General features: G+C 67.6%; 21 protein-coding genes and 2 tRNA genes. 7 read left to right on the top strand and 16 right to left on the bottom strand.

The features are described 5' to 3' along the window. Positions 1-16: 16 nt before the first annotated feature. On the bottom strand, positions 17-985 hold the full coding sequence (locus NM2_RS16490; RefSeq protein ID WP_084531085.1) for a thiamine-phosphate kinase: 969 nt from the start codon (positions 983-985) through the stop codon (positions 17-19). A 121-nt stretch (positions 986-1,106) separates the two neighbouring features. Between NM2_RS16490 and NM2_RS16485 the strand changes: the two genes are divergently transcribed. After that, positions 1,107-1,805, top strand: a complete 699-nt coding sequence (locus NM2_RS16485) for a DUF3515 domain-containing protein (protein ID WP_067669679.1) — start codon at positions 1,107-1,109, stop codon at positions 1,803-1,805. A 3-nt stretch (positions 1,806-1,808) separates the two neighbouring features. Here NM2_RS16485 and NM2_RS16480 read toward each other — a convergent pair whose 3' ends face one another. From NM2_RS16480 to NM2_RS16470, 3 genes are all read right to left on the bottom strand, one after another. Continuing rightward, positions 1,809-2,111, bottom strand: a complete 303-nt coding sequence (locus NM2_RS16480) for a DUF6191 domain-containing protein (RefSeq protein WP_245718064.1) — start codon at positions 2,109-2,111, stop codon at positions 1,809-1,811. Between the two features lie 239 nt (positions 2,112-2,350). After that, entirely contained in the window at positions 2,351-3,598 is a 1,248-nt protein-coding gene (locus tag NM2_RS16475) for a D-alanine--D-alanine ligase family protein (protein ID WP_281182445.1), read from the bottom strand. A gap of 33 nt (positions 3,599-3,631) precedes the next feature. Then, positions 3,632-4,627 carry an NAD(P)H-dependent glycerol-3-phosphate dehydrogenase gene (locus tag NM2_RS16470; protein ID WP_067669487.1) on the bottom strand — a complete coding sequence of 332 codons (996 nt, stop codon included), beginning with the start codon at positions 4,625-4,627 and terminating at the stop codon, positions 3,632-3,634. 91 nt (positions 4,628-4,718) lie between these two features. Here NM2_RS16470 and cofC point away from each other — a divergent pair, with 91 nt between their 5' ends. The 3 genes from cofC to NM2_RS16455 all read left to right on the top strand — a co-directional run bounded on the left by cofC (position 4,719) and on the right by NM2_RS16455 (position 8,738). Then, positions 4,719-5,420, top strand: coding sequence for a 2-phospho-L-lactate guanylyltransferase (cofC, locus tag NM2_RS16465; protein ID WP_067669485.1), 702 nt, complete (start codon positions 4,719-4,721; stop codon positions 5,418-5,420). A 154-nt stretch (positions 5,421-5,574) separates the two neighbouring features. After that, positions 5,575-7,791 (top strand): RNA degradosome polyphosphate kinase, encoded by a 2,217-nt coding sequence (locus NM2_RS16460; RefSeq protein ID WP_067669483.1) that lies wholly within the window; start codon positions 5,575-5,577, stop codon positions 7,789-7,791. Continuing rightward, a complete protein-coding gene (locus NM2_RS16455) occupies positions 7,788-8,738 on the top strand; it encodes an NUDIX hydrolase (RefSeq protein WP_067669481.1) in 951 nt (316 codons plus the stop codon). Before NM2_RS16460 ends, NM2_RS16455 begins: the two co-directional genes overlap by 4 nt. 80 nt (positions 8,739-8,818) lie before the next feature. Here the strand turns inward: NM2_RS16455 and NM2_RS16450 are convergent, their stop codons facing one another. The 3 genes from NM2_RS16450 to leuC all read right to left on the bottom strand — a co-directional run bounded on the left by NM2_RS16450 (position 8,819) and on the right by leuC (position 11,660). Next, positions 8,819-9,445, bottom strand: a complete 627-nt coding sequence (locus NM2_RS16450; protein WP_067669479.1) for an HU family DNA-binding protein — start codon at positions 9,443-9,445, stop codon at positions 8,819-8,821. A 165-nt stretch (positions 9,446-9,610) separates the two neighbouring features. Beyond that, positions 9,611-10,210, bottom strand: coding sequence for a 3-isopropylmalate dehydratase small subunit (leuD, locus tag NM2_RS16445; RefSeq protein WP_067669477.1), 600 nt, complete (start codon positions 10,208-10,210; stop codon positions 9,611-9,613). A 25-nt stretch (positions 10,211-10,235) separates the two neighbouring features. After that, positions 10,236-11,660 carry a 3-isopropylmalate dehydratase large subunit gene (gene leuC / locus NM2_RS16440; protein ID WP_439956880.1) on the bottom strand — a complete coding sequence of 475 codons (1,425 nt, stop codon included), beginning with the start codon at positions 11,658-11,660 and terminating at the stop codon, positions 10,236-10,238. Positions 11,661-11,936: 276 nt separating this feature from the next. On the opposite strand from leuC, the gene NM2_RS16435 reads away from it, so the two are divergent. Next, on the top strand, positions 11,937-12,638 hold the full coding sequence (locus NM2_RS16435; protein WP_067669473.1) for an IclR family transcriptional regulator: 702 nt from the start codon (positions 11,937-11,939) through the stop codon (positions 12,636-12,638). A 72-nt stretch (positions 12,639-12,710) separates the two neighbouring features. Next, positions 12,711-13,211: a pyridoxamine 5'-phosphate oxidase family protein gene (locus NM2_RS16430; RefSeq protein WP_067669471.1), complete on the top strand. Its 501-nt coding sequence runs from the start codon at positions 12,711-12,713 to the stop codon at positions 13,209-13,211. Between the two features lie 57 nt (positions 13,212-13,268). Here NM2_RS16430 and NM2_RS16425 read toward each other — a convergent pair. From NM2_RS16425 to NM2_RS16410, 4 genes are all read right to left on the bottom strand, one after another. Then, positions 13,269-13,341: transfer RNA gene (locus tag NM2_RS16425), tRNA-Glu, on the bottom strand. A gap of 43 nt (positions 13,342-13,384) precedes the next feature. Next, a tRNA-Gln gene (locus NM2_RS16420) sits at positions 13,385-13,456 on the bottom strand. A 110-nt stretch (positions 13,457-13,566) separates the two neighbouring features. After that, entirely contained in the window at positions 13,567-15,081 is a 1,515-nt protein-coding gene (gene gltX / locus NM2_RS16415) for a glutamate--tRNA ligase (protein WP_067669469.1), read from the bottom strand. 16 nt (positions 15,082-15,097) lie between these two features. Next, a complete protein-coding gene (locus NM2_RS16410) occupies positions 15,098-15,871 on the bottom strand; it encodes a fumarylacetoacetate hydrolase family protein (RefSeq protein WP_067669467.1) in 774 nt (257 codons plus the stop codon). Positions 15,872-16,030: 159 nt separating this feature from the next. Here NM2_RS16410 and NM2_RS16405 point away from each other — a divergent pair, with 159 nt between their 5' ends. Next, positions 16,031-17,209 carry an MFS transporter gene (locus NM2_RS16405; protein ID WP_067669465.1) on the top strand — a complete coding sequence of 393 codons (1,179 nt, stop codon included), beginning with the start codon at positions 16,031-16,033 and terminating at the stop codon, positions 17,207-17,209. A gap of 243 nt (positions 17,210-17,452) precedes the next feature. Here NM2_RS16405 and NM2_RS16400 read toward each other — a convergent pair whose 3' ends face one another. The 5 genes from NM2_RS16400 to NM2_RS16380 all read right to left on the bottom strand — a co-directional run bounded on the left by NM2_RS16400 (position 17,453) and on the right by NM2_RS16380 (position 23,780). Next, positions 17,453-18,460: a 3-isopropylmalate dehydrogenase gene (locus NM2_RS16400; RefSeq protein ID WP_067669673.1), complete on the bottom strand. Its 1,008-nt coding sequence runs from the start codon at positions 18,458-18,460 to the stop codon at positions 17,453-17,455. A gap of 262 nt (positions 18,461-18,722) precedes the next feature. Continuing rightward, positions 18,723-19,166 (bottom strand): SRPBCC domain-containing protein, encoded by a 444-nt coding sequence (locus NM2_RS16395; RefSeq protein WP_067669463.1) that lies wholly within the window; start codon positions 19,164-19,166, stop codon positions 18,723-18,725. Positions 19,167-19,269: 103 nt separating this feature from the next. Beyond that, positions 19,270-20,892, bottom strand: coding sequence for a phosphoglycerate dehydrogenase (gene serA / locus NM2_RS16390; protein ID WP_067669461.1), 1,623 nt, complete (start codon positions 20,890-20,892; stop codon positions 19,270-19,272). A 455-nt stretch (positions 20,893-21,347) separates the two neighbouring features. After that, entirely contained in the window at positions 21,348-23,375 is a 2,028-nt protein-coding gene (locus NM2_RS16385; protein ID WP_067669459.1) for an ATP-binding protein, read from the bottom strand. A 201-nt stretch (positions 23,376-23,576) separates the two neighbouring features. Beyond that, on the bottom strand, positions 23,577-23,780 hold the full coding sequence (locus NM2_RS16380; protein WP_040749676.1) for a cold-shock protein: 204 nt from the start codon (positions 23,778-23,780) through the stop codon (positions 23,577-23,579). Positions 23,781-24,025 lie beyond the last annotated feature (245 nt).

Genomic DNA, 24,025 nt, shown 5'->3' with positions numbered 1-24,025 from the left:
GATTCACCGCGACCGGTCACCTACCTTCCGAGAAGGATTCCCAACCGCCCGGTCCGGACCAGCGCGCGCCGTCGACGGTGACTCCCGAGCCGTCCGCGACCCGCCCGATACGGGTCCATCCGGCCGGAAGTGCTTGTCCCGCACCAAATGTGGCCGCGAAGGCGTGATCCTCGCCGCCGGTGAGGATCCACTCCAGCGGATTCGCGCCGAGCGCACGGGCGACCGGATCGAGGTCCTCGTCACCCAGCGCGGCGGTGTCGAGATCGATGGCGACGCAGGAGGATTCGGCGATATGCCCGAAATCGGCGAGCAGCCCGTCGGAGACGTCCGTGAGGGAGGTGATCGCCGCGTCGTCCGGCAGGTCCAGCACGGCGTGATAGGGCGGTCGCGGAACCCGGTGCGCGGCAACCGCACCCGGGAACCGGCCCGGGTCCAGGCCCGCGCTCAACACGGCCAGTCCGGCCGCCGACCAGCCGAGCCGTCCGGCGACCGCGACCAGGTCGCCGGGCTTGGCACCGGACAGCAGCACGGGCGCGCGACGCGGATCGCCGAACGCGGTCACCGAGATGATCAATATCGGCGCCCGCACCACGTCACCACCGGCGATCGAGGCGCCCACCCGGCCGGCCTCGGCCCACATCCCCTCGGTGAAGCCGTCCACGAAGGCCACCGGGGTGTCGGCCGGGCAGCCGAAGGACACCACGAACGCGCTCGGCGCGGCCCCCATCGCCACCACGTCGGCGGCGTTCTGCGCGATCGCCTTGGCCCCGATGTCGCACGGGCTCGACCAGTCCAGCCGGAAGTGCCGGTCCTGTACCAACATGTCGGTGCTGACCGCGAATCGCCCGTCCGGCGCCGCGAGCACCGCGGCGTCGTCGCCCGGGCCGAGCAGGACGGCCGGAACCTGTTCGCGCCCGGCGTTCATCCGCGCGATGAGCCCGAACTCGCCCAGTTCACGCACCGTTCGCGGGCTGGTGTCAGTGATGGCCGTCTCCTTTCACGAACCGCGCCGGGAGCAACCGGCTCCCGCGACGCTACCCTCGGATCCGAAACCAACGACCACCAGCCAGGATCGGGCGCAGAGACGAGTGGAGAAGATCTCCGGGATGAGCAGCGAGAGGGAACGGCCGGACGCGTCGGCGTCCGATTCCACGAAATCCGGCTCCGACAGCCCGGATGCCACCGAATCCGGCTCGAAGCCCTCGGGTAGCGCCGACTCGGACGCCGCCGCCCGGACCGGAGACCGCTACAGCGTCGAGCCGGAGGACACCCGGCGCTCACCGGCGCTCATCGCGACGGCCGTGGCACTGCCGGTCGTGCTGATCGTCGTCGTCCTGGCCATCGCGGTGTTCGCGCGGCAGCACCCGACGCGCGAGCCGCTCGCACTGGGATCGGTCCCGCAACCGCAGGCCACGGGTCAGGTGTGCACCACGCTGCTACCGGCACTGCCGTCGAGCCTGGGCGGGTACACCAAGGCGGATCTGGCCCAGCCCGCACCGCCCGGGACCGTCGGCTGGCAGCTGCCCGACGGCGGCGATCCGATCGTGCTGCGCTGCGGCCTGGATCGTCCGGCGGAATTCGTCCAATCCGCCGCGCTGCAGGTGATCAACGGCGTCAACTGGTTCGAGGTGCGCGATCCGACCAGTGGCGTCACCTCGGGCACCTGGTACGTCGTCGACCGCGGCACCTACATCGCCGTCACCATGCCCGACAAGGCCGGACCCACTCCGCTACAAGACATTTCGAACGCGGTCAGCAAGGTGCTACCCGCCCGCCCGATCGATCCCGCGCCGATCCCGCACTAGATCTCACCCGGGCCGGCGGAACGTGACCCGGCCCGTGCTCAGGTCGACGCCGAGGCCGCCGGGCACAGCGTCACCCGGATTCTCCCGGTGCATGAGCACCACCCGACGCTGTTCGAATTCGACCTGCTTGCCCGCACCGAACACCGCGTCGAGTTGCTCCAGCCCGATAGCGGCGGCGCCCGGACCGCCCGATCCGCGCATCCACGGCAGCGCGGTGCGTCCGGTCAGCCTTCGGTACAGCACGTCGCCACAGGAGATGACGGTGATCAGCACCACCAGCCCCGGGATAGTCATCGCGAACAGCACCGGCCCGAGGGTACCGGCAACCGGGGGCGCGAAACCGGCGACGCGACACCCGGCCCGAGACGACGGGACCCGACGTCGCCACATCACGCACGAGCAGTCCGAGACGACCCATATGCGCCATCTCGGCGCACATCACGCTCGGGCTGGAGATGGCCCGATCACGCCATCCATCGAGCGGACAGCGCGGCGCGGTTCCTGTGCCCGACGGCACATCCGAACCGACACGTCCTGGTTCGGACTCAGCGCAGCCCGGTGCCGCGAGCCAGCGCGGTATCGACGAGCGTGCTGATCAGAGCGCCGTTGTCGATGCCCGTGGCCTCCCACATCCGCGGGTACATCGAGATGGCGGTCATACCGGGCATGGTGTTGATCTCGTTGATCACCGGGCCCTGCTCGGTGATGAAGAAGTCGACGCGAGCCAGCCCCTGGCAGTCCAGCGCGCGGAACGCCCGTACCGCGAGCTCCCGGATCTCCAGGGCCACATCGTCGTTCAGCTTCGCCGGGATGTCGAACTCGCACACGTCGTCGAGGTATTTGGTGTCGAAGTCGTAGAAGTCCGGCGCGTCCGAGCTCAGCTCCGGCATCCGGATCTCCGCGGGCACACTGGCTTCCACCCGGCCATCCGGGAATTCCAGTACGCCGCATTCGACTTCGCGCCCGCTGATGGCGGCCTCGACGATCACCTTCGGATCATGCTGGCGCGCAACGGCGATCGCCTCGTCCAGCCGATCCCAGCCGTCCACCTTCGTGATGCCGATGGAGGATCCGCCGCGAGCGGGCTTGACGAACACCGGAAGTCCCAGGCGCTCGCGGTCCGCCTCGCTCACGGTGGCCGTCCCGGGGCGCAGCACCACATGGTCACCGACCGGAATGCCCTCGGCGGCAAAGAGTTTCTTCATGAACTCCTTGTCCATCCCGGTGGCACTGGCCAGCACGCCGGGCCCGACGTACGGCAGACCCGCCATCTCCAGCAGCCCCTGCACGGTGCCGTCCTCGCCGAACGCGCCGTGCAGCACCGGGAACACCACCTCGAGCGCGGCGGGCCCACCCGCCGAACCGTCGAGCGGCAGCAGACTCCCGCCGCGGGTCGGGTCGGCCGCGAGCACCAGTTCGGTACCCGATCGGTCCACCGAGGGCAGTGTGCGGTCGGCGATGGCGAGCGTCCCGGCCTCGGATCCGCTCAGCACCCAGGTTCCGTCCCGGGTGATGCCGACCGGCACGGCCTCGTAGCGTTCGGGGTCCAGATTGCGCAGCACGAAACCCGCCGACACGCAGGACACCGCATGCTCGTTGCTGCGGCCGCCGAAGACGACTCCTACCCGAATCCGGCCGCGGTGGGCGCGGTCAGGCCCGGAGGCGGCAGCTTGCGTAACCACGGAGGGGCCCGCGCCCGCCGCCATCGACCCGCGGTGGGCGCGGTCAGGCCCGGAGGCGGCAGCTTGCGTAACCACGGAGGGGCCCGCGCCCGCCGCCATCGACTCAGTCATGTCCGAAACCGTACCCGGACTGCGCGGATTCAATCATTCCGGCTTCATCGACCGCCCGAGCAGCCTGCCGACGGCGTCGGCAACCGAGAGTCCCTCATGACACACCTGATGCACCGAGGTCGTCAACGGCATCTCCACCCCGTGCCGCTCGGCCAGCGCCCGGATCGAGGTGCACGATTTGACGCCCTCGGCCACCTGACCATGGGTGGCCTGTTGCGCGGCCTCCATGGACCCGCCGGTACCGAGCACGTGCCCGAACGACCGGTTGCGCGAGAGCGGCGAGGTGCAGGTGGCGACCAGATCGCCGACTCCGGCCAGTCCGGCGAGGGTCACCGGATTCGCGCCCAGCGCGACGCCGAGACGGATGATCTCGGCCAGCCCCCGGGTGATCAGGCTGGCGACGGTGTTATCGCCCAGGCCCATTCCCGAGGCGATACCGCAGGCCAGCGCGATGACATTCTTGCAGGCGCCGCCGATCTCGCAGCCGACCACATCGGTGTTGGTGTAGGGCCGGAAGTATCCGGTGGCGCACGAGTGCTGCACGGCCTGTGCTCGGGCCTCGTCCCCGCAGGCCACCACTGACGCGGCGGGCTGCTCGGCGGCGATCTCGCGGGCCAGGTTCGGCCCGGACAGCACCGCGATCCGGCCGGGATCCGCGCCGGTGACCTCCGCGATCACCTCGCTCATCCGCAGCAGCGTGCCGGTCTCGATGCCCTTGGCCAGACTCAGCAGTGTGGCGTCGGCCGGGATCGAGGGCAGCCAGTTCGCCAGATTGCCGCGCAATGACTGGGATGGGACGGCCAGGACGACGATCTGCGCGCCATCGAGGGCGGCCCGATAGTCGTCGGTGGCTCGCACCCCGTTCAGCCGCACGTCGGGCAGATAGTCCGGATTGCGATGCTCGGTGGCCAGCATGTGGGCCACCTCGGGCCGCCGGGCCCACATCGTCACCTCGGTGCCCGCGTCGTCCAACACCTTCGCGAATGCGGTACCCCACGATCCCGCACCCATCACTGCCGCCCTAGTCACCAGACCGATATTGCCATTCGTTCCCGGATTCGCGTCGCAATACCGGTGGTCATGAGCCCCGCCACAATGCCGGACATGCAACGATGGGCGGATGCGTCCGGATGCCGTCCACGCCGTGATCGCGGTGAAGAACCTCGAGCGTGCCAAGAGCCGACTCGCCGAAGTGTTGCCGCCCGCCGATCGGTCGCGTCTGGTGCTGGCCATGCTGTCGGACACCGTGCACGCGGCCCTGGCCGCGGGTATCGGCTCGGTCACCGTCGTCACCCCGGATTCCGGTGTGGCAGCGGCGGTGCACGCACTCGGCGCGGCTACCCATCCCGATCCGGGGGCGGCCGCCGACGGGCTCAATGCCGCCCTCGCCGACGCGGCCGAGGCGGTGCGCGATCGGCACGGTGCGGTGGATCTGCTTGCGCTACAGGCCGATCTGCCCGCCCTGCGCGCGAGCGAGTTGACCGATATGCTGGCCGCCGCCCCCGCGACCGGACGCGCCCTGGTCGCCGACCACACGGGGCAGGGCACCGCCGCCCTACTGGTGCGCGACGGGCGCGCTGCGTTGTCACCGCTGTTCGGCACGGATTCGGCTCGGCGCCATATCGACTCGGGCGCGAAGAGTCTCGACGGCGACTGGCCCGGACTGCGCCTGGACGTGGACACACCCGCGGACCTGCGGGCCGCGGTGACGCTCGGTCTCGGCCCGGCCACGACCGCGCTGCTGCGCGACATCGGGTGGCCGCAGCATGTTCACACGGATCTCATGCGGAGGTGCGGCGCGGGTCATATGTGTGCTAGATGATCGCCAGACCTGCGTCGGAGGTCGGCAGCCAGCGGTGCCGGTCGCGGTGCCACTCGAATATGAGGGATGATCGTGAGTGTGATCGAGCCTGCGAGCGAACGAGCAGCACTGCCTGCGCCGAGCGGGTTACGACCGAGCGCAGCGAGGTGATGGTGTGAGTGATACAGAAATCGTCCAGCAGCAGCAGCCCCGGTTGCCGGCGGCGCCGCCGGCCGCCGCACCGCCTCCCGGGAGTACGACTGTTTCGCAGTTGCCCGCGGATCGCTACCTCAACCGGGAACTGAGCTGGCTGGACTTCAACGCGCGGGTGCTGGCGCTGGCCGAGGATCATTCCGAACCGTTGCTGGAGCGCGCGAAATTCCTGGCGATCTTCGCCTCGAACCTCGACGAGTTCTACATGGTCCGCGTGGCCGGGCTCAAACGCCGCGCCACGGCAGGACTCTCGGTGCGCTCGGCCGACGGCCTGTCACCCACCGAGCAGCTGGAGCTGATCGCGGCCGCAACCCAGGAGCTCGCCTCCCGGCACGCCCGCGTATTCCTGGACGATGTGCAGCCCGCACTCGTCGAACAGGGCATCGCCATCATCGGCTGGTCCGATCTGGACGACGACGAGCGCCGCCGCCTGTCCGGCTACTTCCAGGATCAGGTCTTCCCGGTGCTGACCCCGCTGGCCGTCGACCCCGCCCACCCTTTCCCCTACATCAGCGGCCTGAGTCTCAACCTCGCTGTGACGGTTAAGGATTCCGACAACGGCGGTGAGCACTTCGCGCGGGTGAAGGTACCCGACAACGTGGATCGCTTCGTGCGCGTGCGCCGCAGCGCCCCCGTCCCGCCGGGCCGCAATGCCGCAGTGCGCGAGGGTGATCCGGCCGTGTCCAGCCTGGCCGCCTTCCTGCCGATGGAAGATCTGATCGCGGCGCACCTCGACCAGCTGTTCCCGGGAATGGATGTGGTGGAACATCATTCGTTCCGCATCACCCGCAACGCCGACTTCGAGGTGGACGAGGACCGCGACGAGGATCTACTGCAGGCCCTGGAACGCGAGCTCGCCCGCCGACGCTTCGGATCTCCGGTGCGCCTGGAGGTTTCCGACGATATGACCGAGCACATGCTCGATCTGCTGCTGCGGGAACTCGACGTCGACCCGGGCGATGTCATCCAGGTGCCGGGCCTGCTGGACCTGTCCTGCCTGTGGCAGGTGTACGGGGTGGACCGCCCCGCGCTCAAGGACGCCCCCTACGTGCCGACCACCCCACCGGCGTTCGGCGAAAGGGAAACGCCCCGAAACGTTTTCGCCGCCCTGCGCGAGGGCGACGTGCTGGTGCACCACCCCTACGACTCGTTCTCCACCAGTGTGCAGCGGTTCATCGAACAGGCCGCGGCCGATCCGCAAGTGCTGGCGATCAAGCAGACGCTGTACCGCACCTCCGGCGACTCCCCGATCGTCAACGCGCTCATCGACGCCGCCGAGGCCGGTAAGCAGGTCGTGGCCCTGGTGGAGATCAAGGCCCGCTTCGACGAGCAGGCCAACATCAAATGGGCGCGGGCGCTGGAGCAGGCGGGCGTGCACGTGGTCTACGGCCTGATCGGGCTCAAGACGCACTGCAAGACCTGCCTGGTGGTCCGCCGCGAGGGCGCGACGATCCGCCGGTACTGCCACATCGGCACGGGCAACTACAACCCGAAGACCGCGCGACTGTACGAGGACGTTGGATTACTCACCGCCGCACCGGAAATCGGCGCGGATCTGACCGATCTGTTCAATTCGCTGACCGGATACTCGCGCAAGGCCACCTACCGGAATCTGCTCGTCGCCCCGACCGGGGTGCGGGCCGGGATCATCGAGCGGATCCAGCGCGAGGTCGAGCTCGCCGAGCAGGGTCTGCCCGCGCGAATCCGTATGAAGGCCAACGCGATCGTCGACGAGCAGGTGATCGACGCGCTGTACCGCGCATCACAGGCCGGAGTGCCGGTGCAGATCGTGGTTCGCGGCATCTGCGGACTGCGGCCGGGCGTGACCGGGATGAGTGAGAACATCCAGGTGCGCTCGATCCTCGGGCGGTTCCTGGAACATTCCCGCGTCATGCATTTCCAGGCTCAGGACGAGTACTGGATCGGCAGCGCCGACATGATGCACCGCAACCTGGACCGGCGCGTGGAGGTCATGGCGCAGGTCAAGGACTCCAAGCTGTGCGAGCAGCTGACGGTGATGTTCGATTCGGCCCTGTATCCGACGACGCGGTGCTGGGTACTGCGACCGGATGGGACCTGGCAGGCTCGTCCGACCCCGGAGGAGGTCGCCGAGCTCGGCGAGCAGGTCCGCGATCATCAGGAATTCCTCATGCGTCTGCGGCGTCCGGATCAGCAGTGAGCCGTTCGGCGACACAGGATTCCGACTCCGTCCCTTACCCCGACCCCCGGGTCACCGCCAACATCCTCGCCGCCGGCGCCGTGGTGTGGCGCCGGCGGCCGGGCGGCACGGTCGAGGTGGCGGTGGTGCACCGCCCGAAGTACGACGACTGGTCGCTGCCCAAGGGCAAACTCGATCCGGGCGAGACCTCGATGATCGCGGCGGTGCGCGAGGTGGCCGAGGAGACCGGCCTGAGCACCCGGCTGGGCCGCTATCTGGGCAAGGTCACCTATCCGGTGACCGGGCACCGGAAACTCAAGCGCGTGGACTACTGGTCCGCCCGGATCGACGACGGTGAATTCACCGTCAATTCCGAGGTGGACCGGTTGCGGTGGCTCGGCATGGACCGGGTCATGGATGCACTGTCGTATCCGATGGACCGCACCATCGTCCGCAATTTCCTGCGGTACCCGCCGGACACCGCGACCCTGCTGCTGGTGCGGCACGCCAAGGCCGGTCATCGGAACCGCTTCTCCGGCCCCGATTCCGAACGACCGCTGGACAAACAGGGGCAGATACAGGCACGGGACCTGACGCCGAATCTGGCCGTCTTCGGGCCCACCGAGGTCTACTCGGCTCCGCCCCTGCGCTGTGTGCAGACCGTCCAGGGACTCGCGGACGAACTCGGCGTCGAGATCGGCATCGAGCCGACGATGTCCGAAACCGCTTATGCCACAGCGCCGGACGCGGCTCTGCGGCGGATCCGCGAACTGGTGTCACCGGACACCGTGCGCGTTATCTGCAGTCAGGGCAAGGTGATTCCGCCGCTGCTGGCCGCCTGGGCCGAAATCGACGGTGTCACACTGCCTCCCGCGCGTAACCGCAAAGGCAGTGCCTGGGTGTTGTCGGTGGCCGACGGGCGGTTGGTCGCCGCCGACCATCTCGACAAAGCATTGCGCGCGCACTGACGCGCGAGAAGTGACCGAAGACCCTACCGACATACGAATCGGCCCCGGCCTGATGAGCCGGGGCCGATTCGCGTAAGACGTCAGCGGCGAGCGGTCCGCTTCGCTGCGGTCTTCTTGGCCGTGGTCTTCTTGGCGGCCGTGGTCTTCTTCGCCGCGGCCTTGGTCGCCGTAGCCTTCTTGGCCGGAGCCTTGGCAGCCGTGGTCTTCTTGGCGGTGGTCTTCTTGGCGGCCACCGTCTTCTTCGCCGCGGCCTTCTTGGCCGGAGCCTTGCTGGCAGTCTTCTTCGCCACGGCCTTCTTGGCGGCCGTGGTCTTCTTGGCGGCGGCGGTCTTCTTGGCCGCTGCCTTCTTGGCGGCGGTCTTCTTCGCCGCACCCGACACCGGTGCTGCCACACCGCGTTTCACGGCCGGGCCCTGAGCCGCGACCTTCTGCTTCCCGGCAATGATTGCCTTGAACTGTGCACCCGGCCGGAATGCAGGGACCGAAGTGGGCTTGACCTTGACGGTTTCACCGGTGCGAGGGTTACGCGCCACCCGTGCAGCGCGCTTGCGCTGTTCGAACACACCGAATCCGGTGATGGTGACGCTGTTGCCCTTGTTCACCGCGCGCACGATCGTGTCGACAATCTGCTCGACTGCCGCAGTGGCCGTGCGCCTGTCAGTACCCAACTTTTCGGTCAGAACGTCGATCAGTTCCGCCTTGTTCATTGAATCCTCCGCAGACTAATGGCCCGTCGTCGGACCGACTAGGTACCACGGTAAACCTTCAATGGGCAAGAGTCTATGTGCCACGCCAAATTTCATGTGGTGTGGCACACGCACAGCTACCGCGATTGGCGGCTTCCAGCTAACGACCGGGCCGGATTAGCCCCGCTAATTAGGCGTCGGAATGGTCGTGGGTTTCCAACCTGGCCTTGCCTTTTCGAACCGGTCGATCGCCTCTTCCTGACGAAGAGTCAGGCCGATGTCGTCCAAGCCCTCGAGCAGACGCCACCTGGTGTAGTCGTCAATTTCGAAGGGCAACACGACGGTTCCGGTCGCCACCGTGCGCGCCTCGAGGTCGACGATCAATTCCTGACCGGGCCGTTCCTCGAGCAACTTCCAGAGCAATTCGACATCATGTTGTGACATGCGGGCCGCCACCAGCCCGCCCTTACCGGCGTTGCCGCGGAAGATGTCACCGAAGCGTGAGGAGATCACCACCCGGAAGCCGTAATCCATCAACGCCCAAACGGCGTGTTCGCGTGAGGATCCCGTACCGAAATCCGGGCCCGCGACCAGCACGCTGCCCCGGTCGAACGGTTCGGCGTTGAGAATGAACGTCGGATCCGAGCGCCAGGCCGCGAACAGCCCGTCCTCGAATCCCGTACGTGTGACTCGCTTCAGATAGACGGCCGGGATGATCTGGTCGGTATCGACATTGGACCGGCGCAGCGGCACCCCGATCCCCTTGTGCACCTTGAAGGGTTCCATGAGTTCTCCTGAGTATGTGGGTGTGTCAGTTCAGGTCCGCAGGTGAGGACAGGGTTCCGCGCACCGCGGTGGCCGCCGCGACCAGCGGCGAAACCAGATGGGTACGCGATCCTTTGCCCTGCCTGCCCTCGAAATTGCGGTTGGAGGTCGATGCGCAGCGCTGGCCGGGAGAAAGCTGGTCGGGATTCATGCCCAGGCACATCGAACACCCGGCTTGACGCCATTCCGCGCCCGCCGCGGTGAAAATCTCACCCAAGCCCTCGGATTCGGCCTGCGCGCGCACGCGCATCGAACCCGGGACGATCAGCATGCGCACCCCGGCGGCCACCGTACGCCCCTCCAGCACCGACGCCACCGCACGCAGATCCTCGATCCGGCCATTGGTGCACGAACCGACGAATACGGTGTCGACAGCGACATCCCGAAGCGGAGTACCGGGCTCCAAATCCATATAACGCAACGCCTTCTCGGCGGTCTCGCGCGCGGTCTCGTCGGCCATTTCGGCCGGATCGGGCACGGCCGCGCCCAGCGGGACACCCTGCCCCGGATTGGTACCCCAGGTCACGAAGGGGGTCAGCGCGGATGCGTCGATATGGACCTCGGCGTCGAATTCCGCGTCCGGATCGGTCTTCAGCGCCTCCCAGGCGGCCACCGCCGCATCCCAGTCCGCGCCCTGGGGCGCGTGCGGACGGCCCTTCAGGAATTCGTAGGTGGTCTCGTCGGGGGCCACCATGCCCGCCCGCGCACCCGCCTCGATGGACATGTTGCACATGGTCATCCGCGCTTCCATCGACATCGACCGCACGGCCTCGCCGCGATACTCGATGACGTAGCCCTGACCACCGCCGGTGCCGATCTGCGCGATCACCGCCAGAATGACGTCCTTGCTGGTGACACCCGCGGGCAGCTGCCCGTCGACGTTGACCGCCATGGTCTTGAACGGCCGCAGCGACAACGTCTGCGTGGCCAGGACGTGTTCGACCTCGCTGGTGCCGATACCCATCGCCAGCGCGCCGAACGCGCCATGCGTGGAGGTGTGCGAATCACCGCATACGACAGTGGTGCCGGGCTGGGTCAGACCCAGCTGCGGGCCGACCACGTGCACGATGCCCTGTTCGATGTCGCCCATCGGATAGAGCCGGACGCCGAATTCCTCGCAGTTGCGCCGCAATGTCTCGACCTGGGTGCGCGAGGTCGGGTCCGCGATCGGCTTGTCGATGTCGACGGTGGGGACGTTGTGGTCCTCGGTGGCGATGGTGAGATCGGGTCGGCGCACCGGCCGTCCGGCCTGCCGCAGCCCGTCGAAAGCCTGCGGGCTGGTCACCTCGTGCACCAGGTGCAGATCGATGTAGATGAGGTCGGGCTCACGCGCCTCGCCCTCACCCGCACCGCGGGCTACGACGTGCTCGTCCCAGACTTTCTCAGCCAGTGTGCGTGGCCGTTCGGCCATCCTGATCACCTCGGTATCTTTGGCCTCCGCTTCGCTCCGGCGTGTTCGCGGCCCCCAAGGCTCGCCGCTGAGCACTCGAGACTCGGGCTTCGCCCATGCGCTTCGAGTGCTCAGCGGCGAGCCGGCCGCGAACGGTCGCTCGAAGACTCGCTCCATGCTGGCCGGGTCGAGAGCGGAAGTTGCGTGGTTGTGGTTGCAGTTGTGGTCACCCACCGGGCTGGGCGGGTGGTCGGACTCAGTTGCAAATCTCATTATCTGAGACTTAAATATCGTCCTATGAGACAGCATAGCGGTATCGGGGTGCTCGACAAAGCCATGACCGTGCTCTACGCGGTGGCCGAGCAGCCCTGTGGCCTCAACGAGCTGTGCGCGCGCACCGGACTGCCCCGGGCCACCGCGCACCGGCTGGCCGTCGGCCTCGAGACGCACCGCATGCTCGCCCGCGACGCCAACGGGCTCTGGCAGCCCGGCCCGGCGTTGTCCGAGCTCGCCAGCACCGCGCAGGATCCCATGCTCGACGCCGCGGCCGTCGTGCTGCCCCGGCTTCGCGAGATCACCGGGGAAAGCGTGCAGCTCTACCGGCTGGACGGTCATTCGCGGATCGCGATCGCGGCCCTGGAACCGGCCTCCGGACTGCGCGACACCGTCCCGGTCGGCGCCCGCCTCCCCCTCACCGCCGGATCGGCCGCCAAGGTCCTGCTCGCGTGGGCCGATCCGGAACTCCAGCGCAGCGTCCTGTCCGACGCGGTGTTCGGCGAACGCGCACTTGCCGAGGTGCGCCGACGCGGCTGGGCGCAGAGCGCGGCCGAGCGCGCGGCCGGGGTGGCCAGCATCTCCGCGCCGGTGCGCGATTCGTCCGGCGGCGTCGTCGCCGCGGTCTCGGTGTCCGGGCCGATCGACCGGATGGGACGCCGGCCGGGTGCGCGCTGGGCCGCTGATCTGGTCGCGGCCGCGGATGCGCTGCACAAGCGTCTGTAGGCACGGACAGCGGTCCGGAATGTGACGAAGACCGTGTGACGCGCACCATACGCCGTAAACTAGAGTCGGCCCATGGGAGTGAATCAACGCGCACAGATCGTGATGTCCGACGACGAGGTCACCGGATTCCTCGAGCGCAGCCGCATCATCACGCTGGCCACGCTCGGCCCGAAGGGCCTGCCGCACCTGACCGCCATGTGGTACGGCCTGGTCGACGGCGAGATCTGGTTCGAGACCAAGGCCAAATCCCAGAAGGCGGTCAACATCCGCCGCGACCCCCGGGTCACGGTGCTGGTCGAGGCCGGTGGCAGCTACGACCAGCTGCGCGGGGTGTCCATCGAGGGCCACGCGGAGATCGTGGACGATGCCGAGGCGCTGTTCAAGGTGGGCATCAGCGTCTGGGAGCGCTACACCGGCCCGTACACCGAGGAACTGCGCCCGATGGTCGAGGCGATGCTGAACAAGCGGGTCGCGATCAGGATCGTGCCCGAACGCACCCGCTCCTGGGATCACCGCAAGCTCGGCATGCCCGAGGTCCCCGCGGGCGGATCGACCTGGCCGCCGGAGAACTGAACGCAGCACCAGCGGAACGACAAGATCCCCCAGCCGAATGGCTGGGGGATCTTCGCGTAGCCCCGACGGGATTTGAACCCGCGCTACCGCCTTGAGAGGGCGGCGTCCTAGGCCGCTAGACGACGGGGCCAGGACGAGTGCTCAGCCGGATCGAACGACCCGGAGACACTCCGCTGGGGTACCAGGACTCGAACCTAGAATGGCTGAACCAGAATCAGCTGTGTTGCCAATTACACCATACCCCAATGACCTGGGCGTTCTGCCTCCGTCCCGGTGGGCTGGAGGCTCGTTTCCGGGCCGGGGAGAAGATTACCAGTCCCCTCCCCGCTTTATACAAATCGCCTGGTCAAGCGGGTCAAATCGCGGTTGCGGCGGTCCGCAGCCGCTGCATGGTCACCTCCCGGCCGAGCAACTCCAGCGATTCGTACAGCGGCGGGCTGATGTGCGAACCGGTGACCGCGACTCGCACTGGTGCGAACGCTTTACGCGGTTTGAGGCCCAGATCGTCCACCAGAGCGGTTTTCAGCGACGCTTCGAGAGCGGTTGCCGACCAGTCCGAAATGCCCTCCAGCGCGTCGATGGCGGCTCGTAACACGGGTGCGGCATCTGGTCCGAGATTCTTTTGCGCCGCGGCCTCGTCGACGGTGAACTCCGCGTGCGGTTGGAACAGGAACTTCAACAAGTCCCAGGCATCACCGAGAACCACGATCCGGGTCTGTACCAACTCGGCCGCGGCCGAGAAAAGCGCATCATCCACTTCCGCGCCGATGTGTCCCTGCCCGGTGAGGTAGCTGCGAAGTCGATGAGCGAAATCCGCCGGCTCCAGCAAACGAATGTGCTCGGCGTTGACGGCGTCGGCCTTCTTCTGGTCGAACCGCGCCGGATTCGAATTTACTTTCGATATGTCGAATGCCGCGACCATCTCCTCCATGGAGAAGATGTCCCGGTCCTCACCTATGCCCCACCCGAGCAAAGCCAGGTAATTCAGCAAACCCTCGGGAATGAATCCCCGATCCCGATGCACGAACAGATTCGACTCGGGGTCACGTTTGGACAACTTCTTGTTGCCCTGCCCCATCACGAAGGGCAGATGACCGAACTCCGGAGTGAACTCGGCGACCCCGATCCGGGTCAGTGCCTCGTACAGCGCGATCTGCCGCGGGGTGGAGGACAGAATGTCCTCGCCGCGCAGGACGTGGGTGATCTTCATCAATGCGTCGTCGACCGGATTGACCAGGGTGTACAGCGGCTCGCCGGTACCCCGGGTGATCGCGAAGTCGGGAACCACACCGGCCCGGATGGTGGTTTCCCCGCGCACCAGATCGTGCCACGTGATGTCCTTGTCGGGCATCCGCAGCCGGATCACCGCACCGCGTCCCTGCGCCTTGAAATCCGCGATCTGCTCGGCGGTCAGCTCGCGGTCGAAGTTGTCGTATCCGAGCTTCGGGTCGCGTCCCGCGGCCCGGTGCCGGGCCTCGACTTCCTCTGGGGTGGAGAACGATTCGTACGCTTCGCCCGCCTCCAGCAACCTCCGGACGATGTCCATGTGGAGGTCCCGGCGCAGCGACTGCCGGTACGGCGCATAGGGTCCGCCGACCTCCGGGCCCTCGTCCCAGGTCAGTCCGAGCCAGCGCAGCGCGTCCAGCAGCGCGCGGTACGACTCGTCGGAATCGCGTGCGGCGTCGGTGTCTTCGATGCGGAAGACGAAGGCGCCGCCGTGGTGCCGGGCGAACGCCCAGTTGAACAACGCCGTCCGGATCAGCCCGACATGCGGCGTGCCGGTCGGCGACGGGCAGAAACGGACCCGTACGTCTGTCGCGGGGGATGGTGAGCCGGCGGAGCTTGCGGAGCCGGCGGGGTGGGTAAGCACAAGCCCTACTTTCCGATCAACGTTTGGCGGCAACGGGATTGGTGAGGGTGCCGATGCCCTCGACCGTCACGGAGACGGTTTGCCCATCCTGCATCGGTCCTACACCCTCGGGGGTGCCGGTGAGGATGACATCGCCGGGCAGCAGCGTCATCACGGTGGTGACCCACTCGACCAGCTTCGGAATATCGTGCAGCAGAAGCGATGTCCGGCTGCGCTGACGAACCTCGCCGTCGAGTTCGGTGACGATCTCCAGATCCGTTGGGTCCAGCTCGGTTTCGATCCAGGGCCCGAGCGGGCAGAAGGTGTCGTACCCCTTGCCGCGGGTCCACTGACCGTCGTGACGCTGCTGGTCACGGGCGGTGACGTCGTTGGCGACGGTGTAGCCGAGGATCACCTCGCGAGCGCGCGCGGCGGGCACGTCCTTGCACGGACGTCCGATGACGACCGCCAGCTCGCCCTCGTAATCGACCTGAGAGGAACTGGGCGGCAACACGATTGCCGAGTTCGGTCCGGCGATCGCGGTGTTGGGTTTGAGGAAGATCACCGGATCCTCCGGCGCCTCGCCGCCCATCTCGCGGGCGTGCGCGGCGTAGTTCTTGCCGACGCACACCACCTTGCTGGCCAGGATCGGCGCGAGCAGCCGGACATCGGCGACCGGCCAGCTGCGGCCGGTGAAGGTGGGCGTGCCGAACGGATGTTCGGCGATCTCCTTGGCAACACCATCGGAGGTGGTTCCTTCGATGCTCACGAACGCGACCCCATCGGGGCTGGCAACTCGACCTAGACGCATGGCTCGCAGTCTATCCACCAGGTGGTATGGGGCCGACCACCCGGTCTGCACAGTGGCGCCGCAGCACCGCCTCGCAGCCGGTCGCGGGCCGGGTGTACCGTGATCCAGAGTTCACAGAATAAGATTTCTATCCCAATATTTGAGATACGAGGTGAGGATATGGTGACCGTGACCCAGCTGAGCACCACTCGACGGTGGGTCATGCTCGCGCTCGGCCTCTTCGCCCAGGCCGCCAGCGCGGTGATGAGCAACGGTGCGCCGTTCCTGCTGCCCGCCCTCACCGAACGCGGAATGTCCTTGCCCACAGCCGGTCTGCTGGTGGCGATGCCGATGGTCGGCATGGTCTGCACGCTGGTCGCATGGGGCTACGCGGTCGACCGATTCGGCGAACGCACGGTGCTGATCGTCGGCCCGCTGCTGATGTTCGGCGCGGGCGCCGCCGCGGCCGCCACCACGAATTACCTTGCGCTGGGCGCATTGCTGCTGCTGGCAGGCATCGGCGCGGCGAGCACCAACGGCGCGAGCGGGCGCGTGATCGCGGGCTGGTTCCCGCCCGATCAACGCGGATTGGCGATGGGAATCCGGCAGACCGCACAGCCGCTCGGCGTCGGCATCGCGGCCCTGGCGATCCCGGCAATCGCGGCGGCACACGGGTTTTCCACCGCCGTGCTGGTTCCCGCGGTGATGGCCGGCGTCGCCGCGATCGGCTGCGCGATCGGGATCCTCGATCCGCCGCGTCCCGAACGTTCTGTCGCGCAGGTCGATTCGGACAATCCCTACCGAGGCGACACGACCCTGTGGCGCATTCACGCCGTGTCGGTACTGCTGGTGATCCCGCAGGCGACGGTGTGGACATTCGCACTGCTGTGGCTGAATCACGGTGTCGGACTGTCACTTGCGGTCGCGGGCGTTCTCGTCACAGTGACGCAGATCCTGGGTGCGGCGGGACGTATCGGCGCGGGAATTTGGTCCGACCGCCTCGCCAGCCGCCTGCGACCACTACGCACTATTGCGATCGCAGCAGTGATTTCGATGGCGGCCCTTGCCTTTTCGGCATGGCTGCACTGGTGGTGGGCAGCACTGCCGATCCTGGTGATCGCGTCGGTCATCACTGTCGCCGACAACGGCCTGGCCTTCACCGCCGTAGCCGAGATCGCGGGCCCCTTCTGGAGCGGGCGCGGCCTGGGCATCCAGAACACCGGCCAGTACCTCGCCACCGCGGCGGTGGCCCCCACCTTCGGCGCCCTGATCACGGCCGCGGGCTTTCCCGCTGCTTACGTCGCCGCCGCGGTCTTCGCCATCGCCGCCGTTCCCCTCGTCCCGCGCGAGTCCGCGTAGTCACCCCGATACGCCACACCCCCGAGCCGAACCTCCGAAAGGTCCGGCTCGGCGGTGCGCTGCGACTCGAAACACCTTCAGCCCGAACAAGATCGAACTGCGTCCCGAAATGTCTTGTCCGCCTCAGTATTCGCAATCGAGCGCACGCCCGGCGGTATACGCGACATTGAGGCTACAACCCTGAACCCAGCGAAAGGCCCCGCGCCCGAAGACATTCGGAAGCGGGGCCTTTCGGGCGGATGCTCAGACCGCGGCGGCGATGCGGTCGCCGATTTCCACGGTGGAGGCGGTGCCGGTGCGGGCGGACAGGTCCTTGGCCACGGCGGATTCGATGCGGGCGGCCTCGTCGGTACGGCCGAGGTGGTTCAGCAGCAGGGAAACCGACAGGATCGCGGCGGTCGGATCGGCCTTGGACTGGCCCGCGATGTCCGGAGCGCTGCCGTGCACGGGTTCGAACATGCTCGGGTTGACGCCCGAGGCATCGATATTGCCCGAGGCGGCCAAGCCGATGCCACCGGACACGGCGGCGGCCAGATCGGTGATGATGTCGCCGAACAGATTGTCGGTGACGATCACATCGAAGCGGCCCGGATCGGTGACCATGTGGATGGTCGCGGCGTCGATGTGCTGATAGGCGACCTCGATGTCCGGGAATTCGGCGCCGACCTCGGTCACCGTGCGCTGCCACAGCGAACCGGCGAACGACAGCACATTGGTCTTGTGCAGCAGCGTCAGATGCTTGCGGCGCTGCTGGGCCGCGGCGAAGGCATAGCGGACCACGCGCTCGATGCCGAACCGGGTGTTCGTGCTGACCTCGGTGGCGACCTCGTGCGGGGTGTCCACGCGGATCGCGCCGCCGGTGCCGGTGTACGGCCCCTCGGTGCCCTCGCGCACGACGACGAAATCGATGTCGGGCTCACCCGCGAGCGGGCTGCGCACGCCCGGGAACAGCCGCGACGGACGCAGATTCACGTGGTGATCCAGCGCGAACCGGGTGCGCAGCAGCAGCCCGCGCTCGAGCAGGCCGCTGGGCACCGACGGATCACCGATCGCGCCGAGCAGGATCGCATCGTGCTGCTTCAGCTCGGGCAGCACCGAATCCGGCAGTACCTCACCGGTGGCGTGATACCGCTTGGCGCCCAGGTCGTAATGGGTCTTCTCCACGCCCGGCACGACCACGTCGAGCACCTTGAGCGCCTCGGCGATGACCTCGGGACCGATACCGTCACCGGGAATGACAGCCAGTTTCATATGACAACGCTCCGTTCGTTCACGCTCGTGGCCCACATACCAGATATGTGGCCGAATCAGCCGGTACGGCCGACCGGCGCGATCTCGGCAGCGCGGCGGCACCGAGCCGATCGGCCATGCGATCACACGCGCCGATCGCAAGCATCGCCACCTTAGCGGTAAGCCGAATCTGCCCCGTCACCAGGGCAAGCGGCTCTCAATCCGTGAGATCCGGCCACCGGCCGACGCGTCGGCGCACCCGATCCGGTCCGACTGCGAGCACTCAGGCCTCCACCCGACGTTTCAACGCCTGGTTGAATGCCTCGAAACCTTCGTCGCCGCCGCGCGGCCCTTCCGCGACCAACCGCGACAGCAAGCCGCCGAAGGACTCCCGGTGCGTCAGTCTTGTATCGCCGCCGGGCAGTTCCGCGAACACGAATTCGTGTGTGCCGGTATAGATCGCCGCGGGCAGCCAAGTGGCATGCGGAATCACCGCCGCCCACGCGAGCCTGACCCCGGGTGTCGCCTCGAGCACCGGCACATCCACCACGTAGGGCTTCGTGCCGGGCGGCCCGAGCACGAGCCGCAACCGATGGCCGACTTCGGCGCACCCGTCGAGTTCCCGAATGTACGTCGTCCACTCGGGATAGCGCGCGAAGTCGGTCAGCACGTCCCACACTCGCTGCGGGCTCGCGGCTATGTCAACGGTCGTTTCGATCGGTCGCACGCCACGAATTCCAACCGAACATTGGCGAGCCACCGATATGAGCCGAAAAGCGGTGTGCGCGAACCGATCCGGTCGAGGATCGGTTCGCGCACAGGTTCCGGACTCAGCTCAGGTCGACCTGGACGACCTTGCCCGCGCCGACGACCTCGGCGATCGAGGACCGCACGTCGGCGGGGACCTCGGTGTTCACGCGCAGGATGACCGTCGCGCCCTCCTGGTCGACGTCCTGGCTCAGCTGGGCGGCCTGAATGTCGATCCCGGCCTCGCCCAGGGCGGTGCCGATCTTGCCCAGCGCGCCGGGACGGTCCTCGTAGTTCAGCACGGCCAGGTTCAGGCCCTCGGCGCGCATATCGTAGTTGCGGCCGTTGATGTTGACGATCTTCTGCACCAGCTCCGGCTCGGTCAGCGCGCCCGAGACGTTCAGGGTGCGGCCGTCGCCGAACACCGCGCGCAGATCCACCACGCTGCGGTGCGAGGGGCTCTCGGTGGCGGTCGTGACGGTCGCCTCGATCCCGCGCTCCTTGGCCAGCGCCGGGGCGTTGACGAAGGTCACCGCCGGGCCCTGCTCGCCCTCGGAGTCGGTCTCGTTCAACGCCGAGAAGATGCCGCGCAGTGCCGAAAGCTCCAGCACCGCAACGTCGTACGCGCTGAGCTCGCCGCGCGCCTGCACCTCGAGGCTGACCGGCAGCTCGTTCGCCAGCGCACCCAGCAGCGCACCCTGCTTGCGCACGATCTCCAGCCACGGGGCGACGAACTCGTCCACCGCGCCGCCGGTGACGTTCACCGCGCCGGGCACGAATTCGCCTGCCAGAGCGAGCAATACGGACTTGGCCACATCGGTGCCCGCGCGATCCTGCGCCTCGGCGGTGGACGCGCCCAGGTGCGGGGTGACCACGACCTGCGGCAGCTCGAACAGCGGGCTGTCGGTGCACGGCTCGGTCTCGTACACGTCGATGCCCGCGCCGCGCACATGACCCGACTTGATCGCGTCGGCGAGCGCGGCCTCGTCGATCAGCCCGCCGCGGGCGGCGTTGACGATGATGACGCCAGGCTTGGTCAGCGCCAGCTTCTCCGCGGACAGCAGGCCCTTGGTCTCGGGCGTCTTGGGCAGGTGCACCGAGATCAGGTCGGCGCGGGCGAGCACCTCGTCCAGCTCGAGCAGTTCGATGCCCAGTTGCGCGGCGCGGGCGGGCGAGACGTAAGGGTCGTAGGCGACGATCTTGGTCTCGAACGCGGCCAGGCGCGCGGCGAACAGCTGGCCGATGCGGCCCAGGCCGATCACGCCGACGGTCTTGCCGAAGATCTCCACGCCGTTGAACTTGCCGCGCTGCCAGGTGTGCTCGCGCAGGGTGGCGTCGGCGGCCGGGATCTGGCGGGCGGTGGACAGCAGCAGGCTGACCGCGTGCTCGGCGGCGGTGTGGATATTGGAGGTCGGCGCGTTGACGACCATCACACCGCGCTCGGTGGCCGCGGGGACCTCGACGTTGTCCAGGCCGACACCGGCCCGCGCGACGATCTTCAACCGCCGGCCGGCGTCGAGGACCTCGGCGTCGACCGTGGTGGCGGAGCGGACCAGCAGCGCGTCGGCCTCGGGCACGGCGGCCAGTAGTTCGGGCCGATTAGGCCCGTCGACCCAGCGCACCTCGACACCGTCGCCGAGCGCATCGACGGTCGACTGGGCGAGCTTGTCGGCGATCAGAACAACAGGACGGCCATTTTGGCTCACTGGGGGCACTCCTGGGAAAGAGGGGATCGGCATTTACCGGGGCCAAGCTTAATGGGCTCGTCCGGGGAACGGTGCGGGTGGTCGCCTTGGGTGACCTCGGTCTCACCGACGCTCGGACACGTACGCCCGCTCCGACTCGGGCGTGGTCTCGCATCTGTCGCGGCCCCGCCCCGCATATCCGCACGAGGACCGCATGACGCGTCCACTACCTCCCGTGCCGGATGCTCGCGGGTTTCGCCGGCAAGAATTCGAGCGCAGGGGAATCCGCAGACCGTTGCTCCTCGTCCAGCGCCGCGATCACCCGACGTGGATCAGCTCGGAGTGCATGTGCGCGTTCCGTTCGAATGCAGAGCTTGCGCCCCCAGCCCGGTCGTCCTATGGCATGCGGAGACGACGGGCCGCCCCGCCCCGTGCGGGTGCGCTCGCCCTCGGCCGCGCGAGCGACGCGTTCCGTCCTATCCCGCTTGCGCGCGCTCCTCCTCTATACCCTCTATACCGCGCATCGCGTAGACCCGCTCGAGGAAGTCGCGGTGGGCGCGCAGCGTGGAATCGAGGAGTTCGCGCCAGGTGCGGCGGTCGATGCGGGCGTCGCTGTCCAGGGAGGAGAGCGAGGCGGGGCGGAGACGGTCGATGTGGTCGACGATGAAGGTGAGGCGGCGGCGGGGGAACTGGTCGCCGATGCGGGGGTTCTCGGTCAGGAACGTGTCCAGCGCGTAGAGATAGTTGATCGCGCGGTTGTACTCCTCGTCGGTGAGATGGTAGTCCATCCGCTTGATCTCCACGATCCAGAGTTCACCGGCATCGTGCAGCAGGACGAAATCGGGTTCGCGCTTGGCACTGCCGATGGCGGTGGTCACCAGGGTGGAGCCGAATTTCTGTGCGTACCAACGCTCGAAGGCCGCGCGGACGCGGGTGAGCGATTCGTTCATACCCAGCGGCGTCCACTCCGGTGCGAGCAGCCACGGCGCTCGCTCGATGAGTTCCTGGAAGGGACGCTCCAGCGAGCGGCGGTCGTCGATGAGCGCATGCAGCTTGTCCACCACCGCGACTCGCTCCCCGGCGATCTGCCCGAGGGAGTAGATCTCCGCCACCCGGGCGCGTTCGAACAACGCCACCACGACGTCCAGGCGCGGATCGGAGTCCTCGGCGATCTGCTGCAACGTATCGAGCAGACTGCGCTGCGGACCTAGCGACAGGGCCAGGCGCACAATGCTTTCCACGTGCCCCGGATCGTCCAGTGCGGCACGATCCTTGTTGGCCACCAGGATTCGCGCTGCGCCAGCCACCGATTCGCGAAACATCCTGTCGCCCGGCGCGATAGCCTCCAGCTTCCGATAGATCTGCGACCGATCCACGAACTCCTCCCACACCCGCCGCCGGATCGACCGCTCCCCCATCCGGCCGATCTCGGCGATGAGCTCACGTCCCCACGCCGCCAGCGCCTCACCCCGGCCTGAATTCCAGATGATGTCCTGCCGGTCCGAGCGCACCAGGTCCTCCTCGTCGTCGAGCCAGTCCACATGGATGGCCCCGACCAGATAGGAACGCAGTTTGTACTCGCCGGTGAATCCGGCCGCGATACCGAAATCCCTTGTCTGCGCGACGATCTTGCCGCGCGCGTAGATCCGCACGCCCGCCATGGCCTCGTCGCGATAGGGGTGCCGGGAGTAGGCGATCCACCCGGTGACGGGCAGGTACTGCCGCCCCGCGCGCACCGGGCGCGAGGCCACATCGATGCGCGTCTCCTCCATCACATCGATCGGCAGATCACTGAGGATGAAGCTCTCGGTCTCCCGCGCCGCGCTGTTGTGCACCTCGACCCGCCAGTCCGGGCGTTCGATCCCGAATCTCGCGGCGAGCTGACGATTCAGTTCCGCGCCGGAATTGACCCGCTTGCGGAAGAAGTCCCGCAGGATGACGGTGGTGCCGCGCTGCGGTGCGACGGTGCCGTCCAGCGCGCCGGCCGCCGGATAGTAGTCACTCTCGGTGTCGTGCACCATATCGTCCAGGTCCAGAACGATATGGGAGACAGGCCATCCGGCCTCGGTGCGATCGCGCTCGCCGCTGCCAGCGCTGATCACCTCGATGGTCCGGCAGATTCCGAAGGCGGCCAGCTTGCCGATTCCCTTGCGGCCCATGACCGGTCGGCCGCGTTCGCGGGAAAGATCCGAGCCCGTGCGGATTCGCCGGTCCGAACCCACCATCAGGTAGTGCTCGTTGACCTCGTCGGCGGTCATGCCGTGGCCGTTGTCGGTCACGATGATCTCGTAGGGCGGTTCCTGTGCGCCGCGCACGGTGCCCGCGAGGGTCACTCCCCACGGCAACCAGACCGTCACTTCACTGGCGTCGGCGTCGTAGGAGTTGGCGATGAGTTCGGCCAGAACCGCCGAAACCCGGTCGTAGAGGCGGATTCCCAGCTTGTCGATGGCCAGCCGGCTGATCCGCATCGTGTACTTGTGGTCGGACTGCGCATCTTCGTCCATGGTCGGGCCTTCCGCTCGCCCGTGGGCAGCCGCTGTTCAGCTACCACCACTGACACCCATGCTGAGTGGCCCCGTTGACCAGGGGTTGAACGGTAAACGTCCAGGTCGTCACAAGCGGATTCCGGTCCGTGGCGAAACCACGGCCGAAAACGCGAAAGACCCCGCACCACGATGGTGCGGAGCCTTACCAAGTCAGGTGACTCAGATCACGCGCACGCCCTGGGCCTGCGGACCCTTCTGGCCCTGGCCGATCTCGAACTCCACGCGCTGACCTTCGTCGAGCGACCGGAAGCCGCTCCCGCTAACAGCCGAGTAGTGCACGAACACATCCGGACCACCGTCGTCCTGAGCGATGAACCCGAAGCCCTTCTCGCTGTTGAACCACTTCACTACGCCTTGCGCCATTTCATACCTTCTGTAGACGAGCTGGGCCGGCCAACGTCCGCTCGACCCGGTCTCGATGTTCCAGAATGCCATGCCGGGCACGGTGCGCGCCACCGTGATTTCCCCCAAGACGCGTTTGCAGCCGATATGCCAGCACTCCCAGGAGGCCCGGTCTCACGTCTCGTGATTATACCGATATATTCGCATCAGCTCGCCGTTCACTTTATCGAGCACGTCACCGCTCGGCGTCGCGACCCGATCGGAAT

The organism is Nocardia miyunensis NBRC 108239 (assembly GCF_001613065.1).
Taxonomy (GTDB): domain Bacteria; phylum Actinomycetota; class Actinomycetes; order Mycobacteriales; family Mycobacteriaceae; genus Nocardia; species Nocardia miyunensis.
The sequence above is the reverse complement of the archived record's forward strand: the minus strand, read 5'-3'. Positions and strand labels throughout refer to the sequence as shown.

What these genes read in the sequence shown, in the direction of transcription:
- leuC (WP_439956880.1), bottom strand. Translation starts at nt 11,660, where the DNA reads ATGGCCGAACGGCCACGCACACTGGCTGAGAAAGTCTGGGACGAGCAC.
- NM2_RS16385 (WP_067669459.1), bottom strand. Translation starts at nt 23,375, where the DNA reads ATGGACGAAGATGCGCAGTCCGACCACAAGTACACGATGCGGATCAGC.
- NM2_RS16380 (WP_040749676.1), bottom strand. Translation starts at nt 23,780, where the DNA reads ATGGCGCAAGGCGTAGTGAAGTGGTTCAACAGCGAGAAGGGCTTCGGG.
- NM2_RS16405 (WP_067669465.1), top strand. Translation starts at nt 16,031, where the DNA reads ATGGTGACCGTGACCCAGCTGAGCACCACTCGACGGTGGGTCATGCTC.
- NM2_RS16410 (WP_067669467.1), bottom strand. Translation starts at nt 15,871, where the DNA reads ATGCGTCTAGGTCGAGTTGCCAGCCCCGATGGGGTCGCGTTCGTGAGC.
- leuD (WP_067669477.1), bottom strand. Translation starts at nt 10,210, where the DNA reads ATGGAACCCTTCAAGGTGCACAAGGGGATCGGGGTGCCGCTGCGCCGG.
- cofC (WP_067669485.1), top strand. Translation starts at nt 4,719, where the DNA reads ATGCGTCCGGATGCCGTCCACGCCGTGATCGCGGTGAAGAACCTCGAG.
- NM2_RS16450 (WP_067669479.1), bottom strand. Translation starts at nt 9,445, where the DNA reads ATGAACAAGGCGGAACTGATCGACGTTCTGACCGAAAAGTTGGGTACT.
- NM2_RS16430 (WP_067669471.1), top strand. Translation starts at nt 12,711, where the DNA reads ATGGGAGTGAATCAACGCGCACAGATCGTGATGTCCGACGACGAGGTC.
- NM2_RS16400 (WP_067669673.1), bottom strand. Translation starts at nt 18,460, where the DNA reads ATGAAACTGGCTGTCATTCCCGGTGACGGTATCGGTCCCGAGGTCATC.
- NM2_RS16485 (WP_067669679.1), top strand. Translation starts at nt 1,107, where the DNA reads ATGAGCAGCGAGAGGGAACGGCCGGACGCGTCGGCGTCCGATTCCACG.
- NM2_RS16435 (WP_067669473.1), top strand. Translation starts at nt 11,937, where the DNA reads ATGAGACAGCATAGCGGTATCGGGGTGCTCGACAAAGCCATGACCGTG.
- NM2_RS16475 (WP_281182445.1), bottom strand. Translation starts at nt 3,598, where the DNA reads ATGACTGAGTCGATGGCGGCGGGCGCGGGCCCCTCCGTGGTTACGCAA.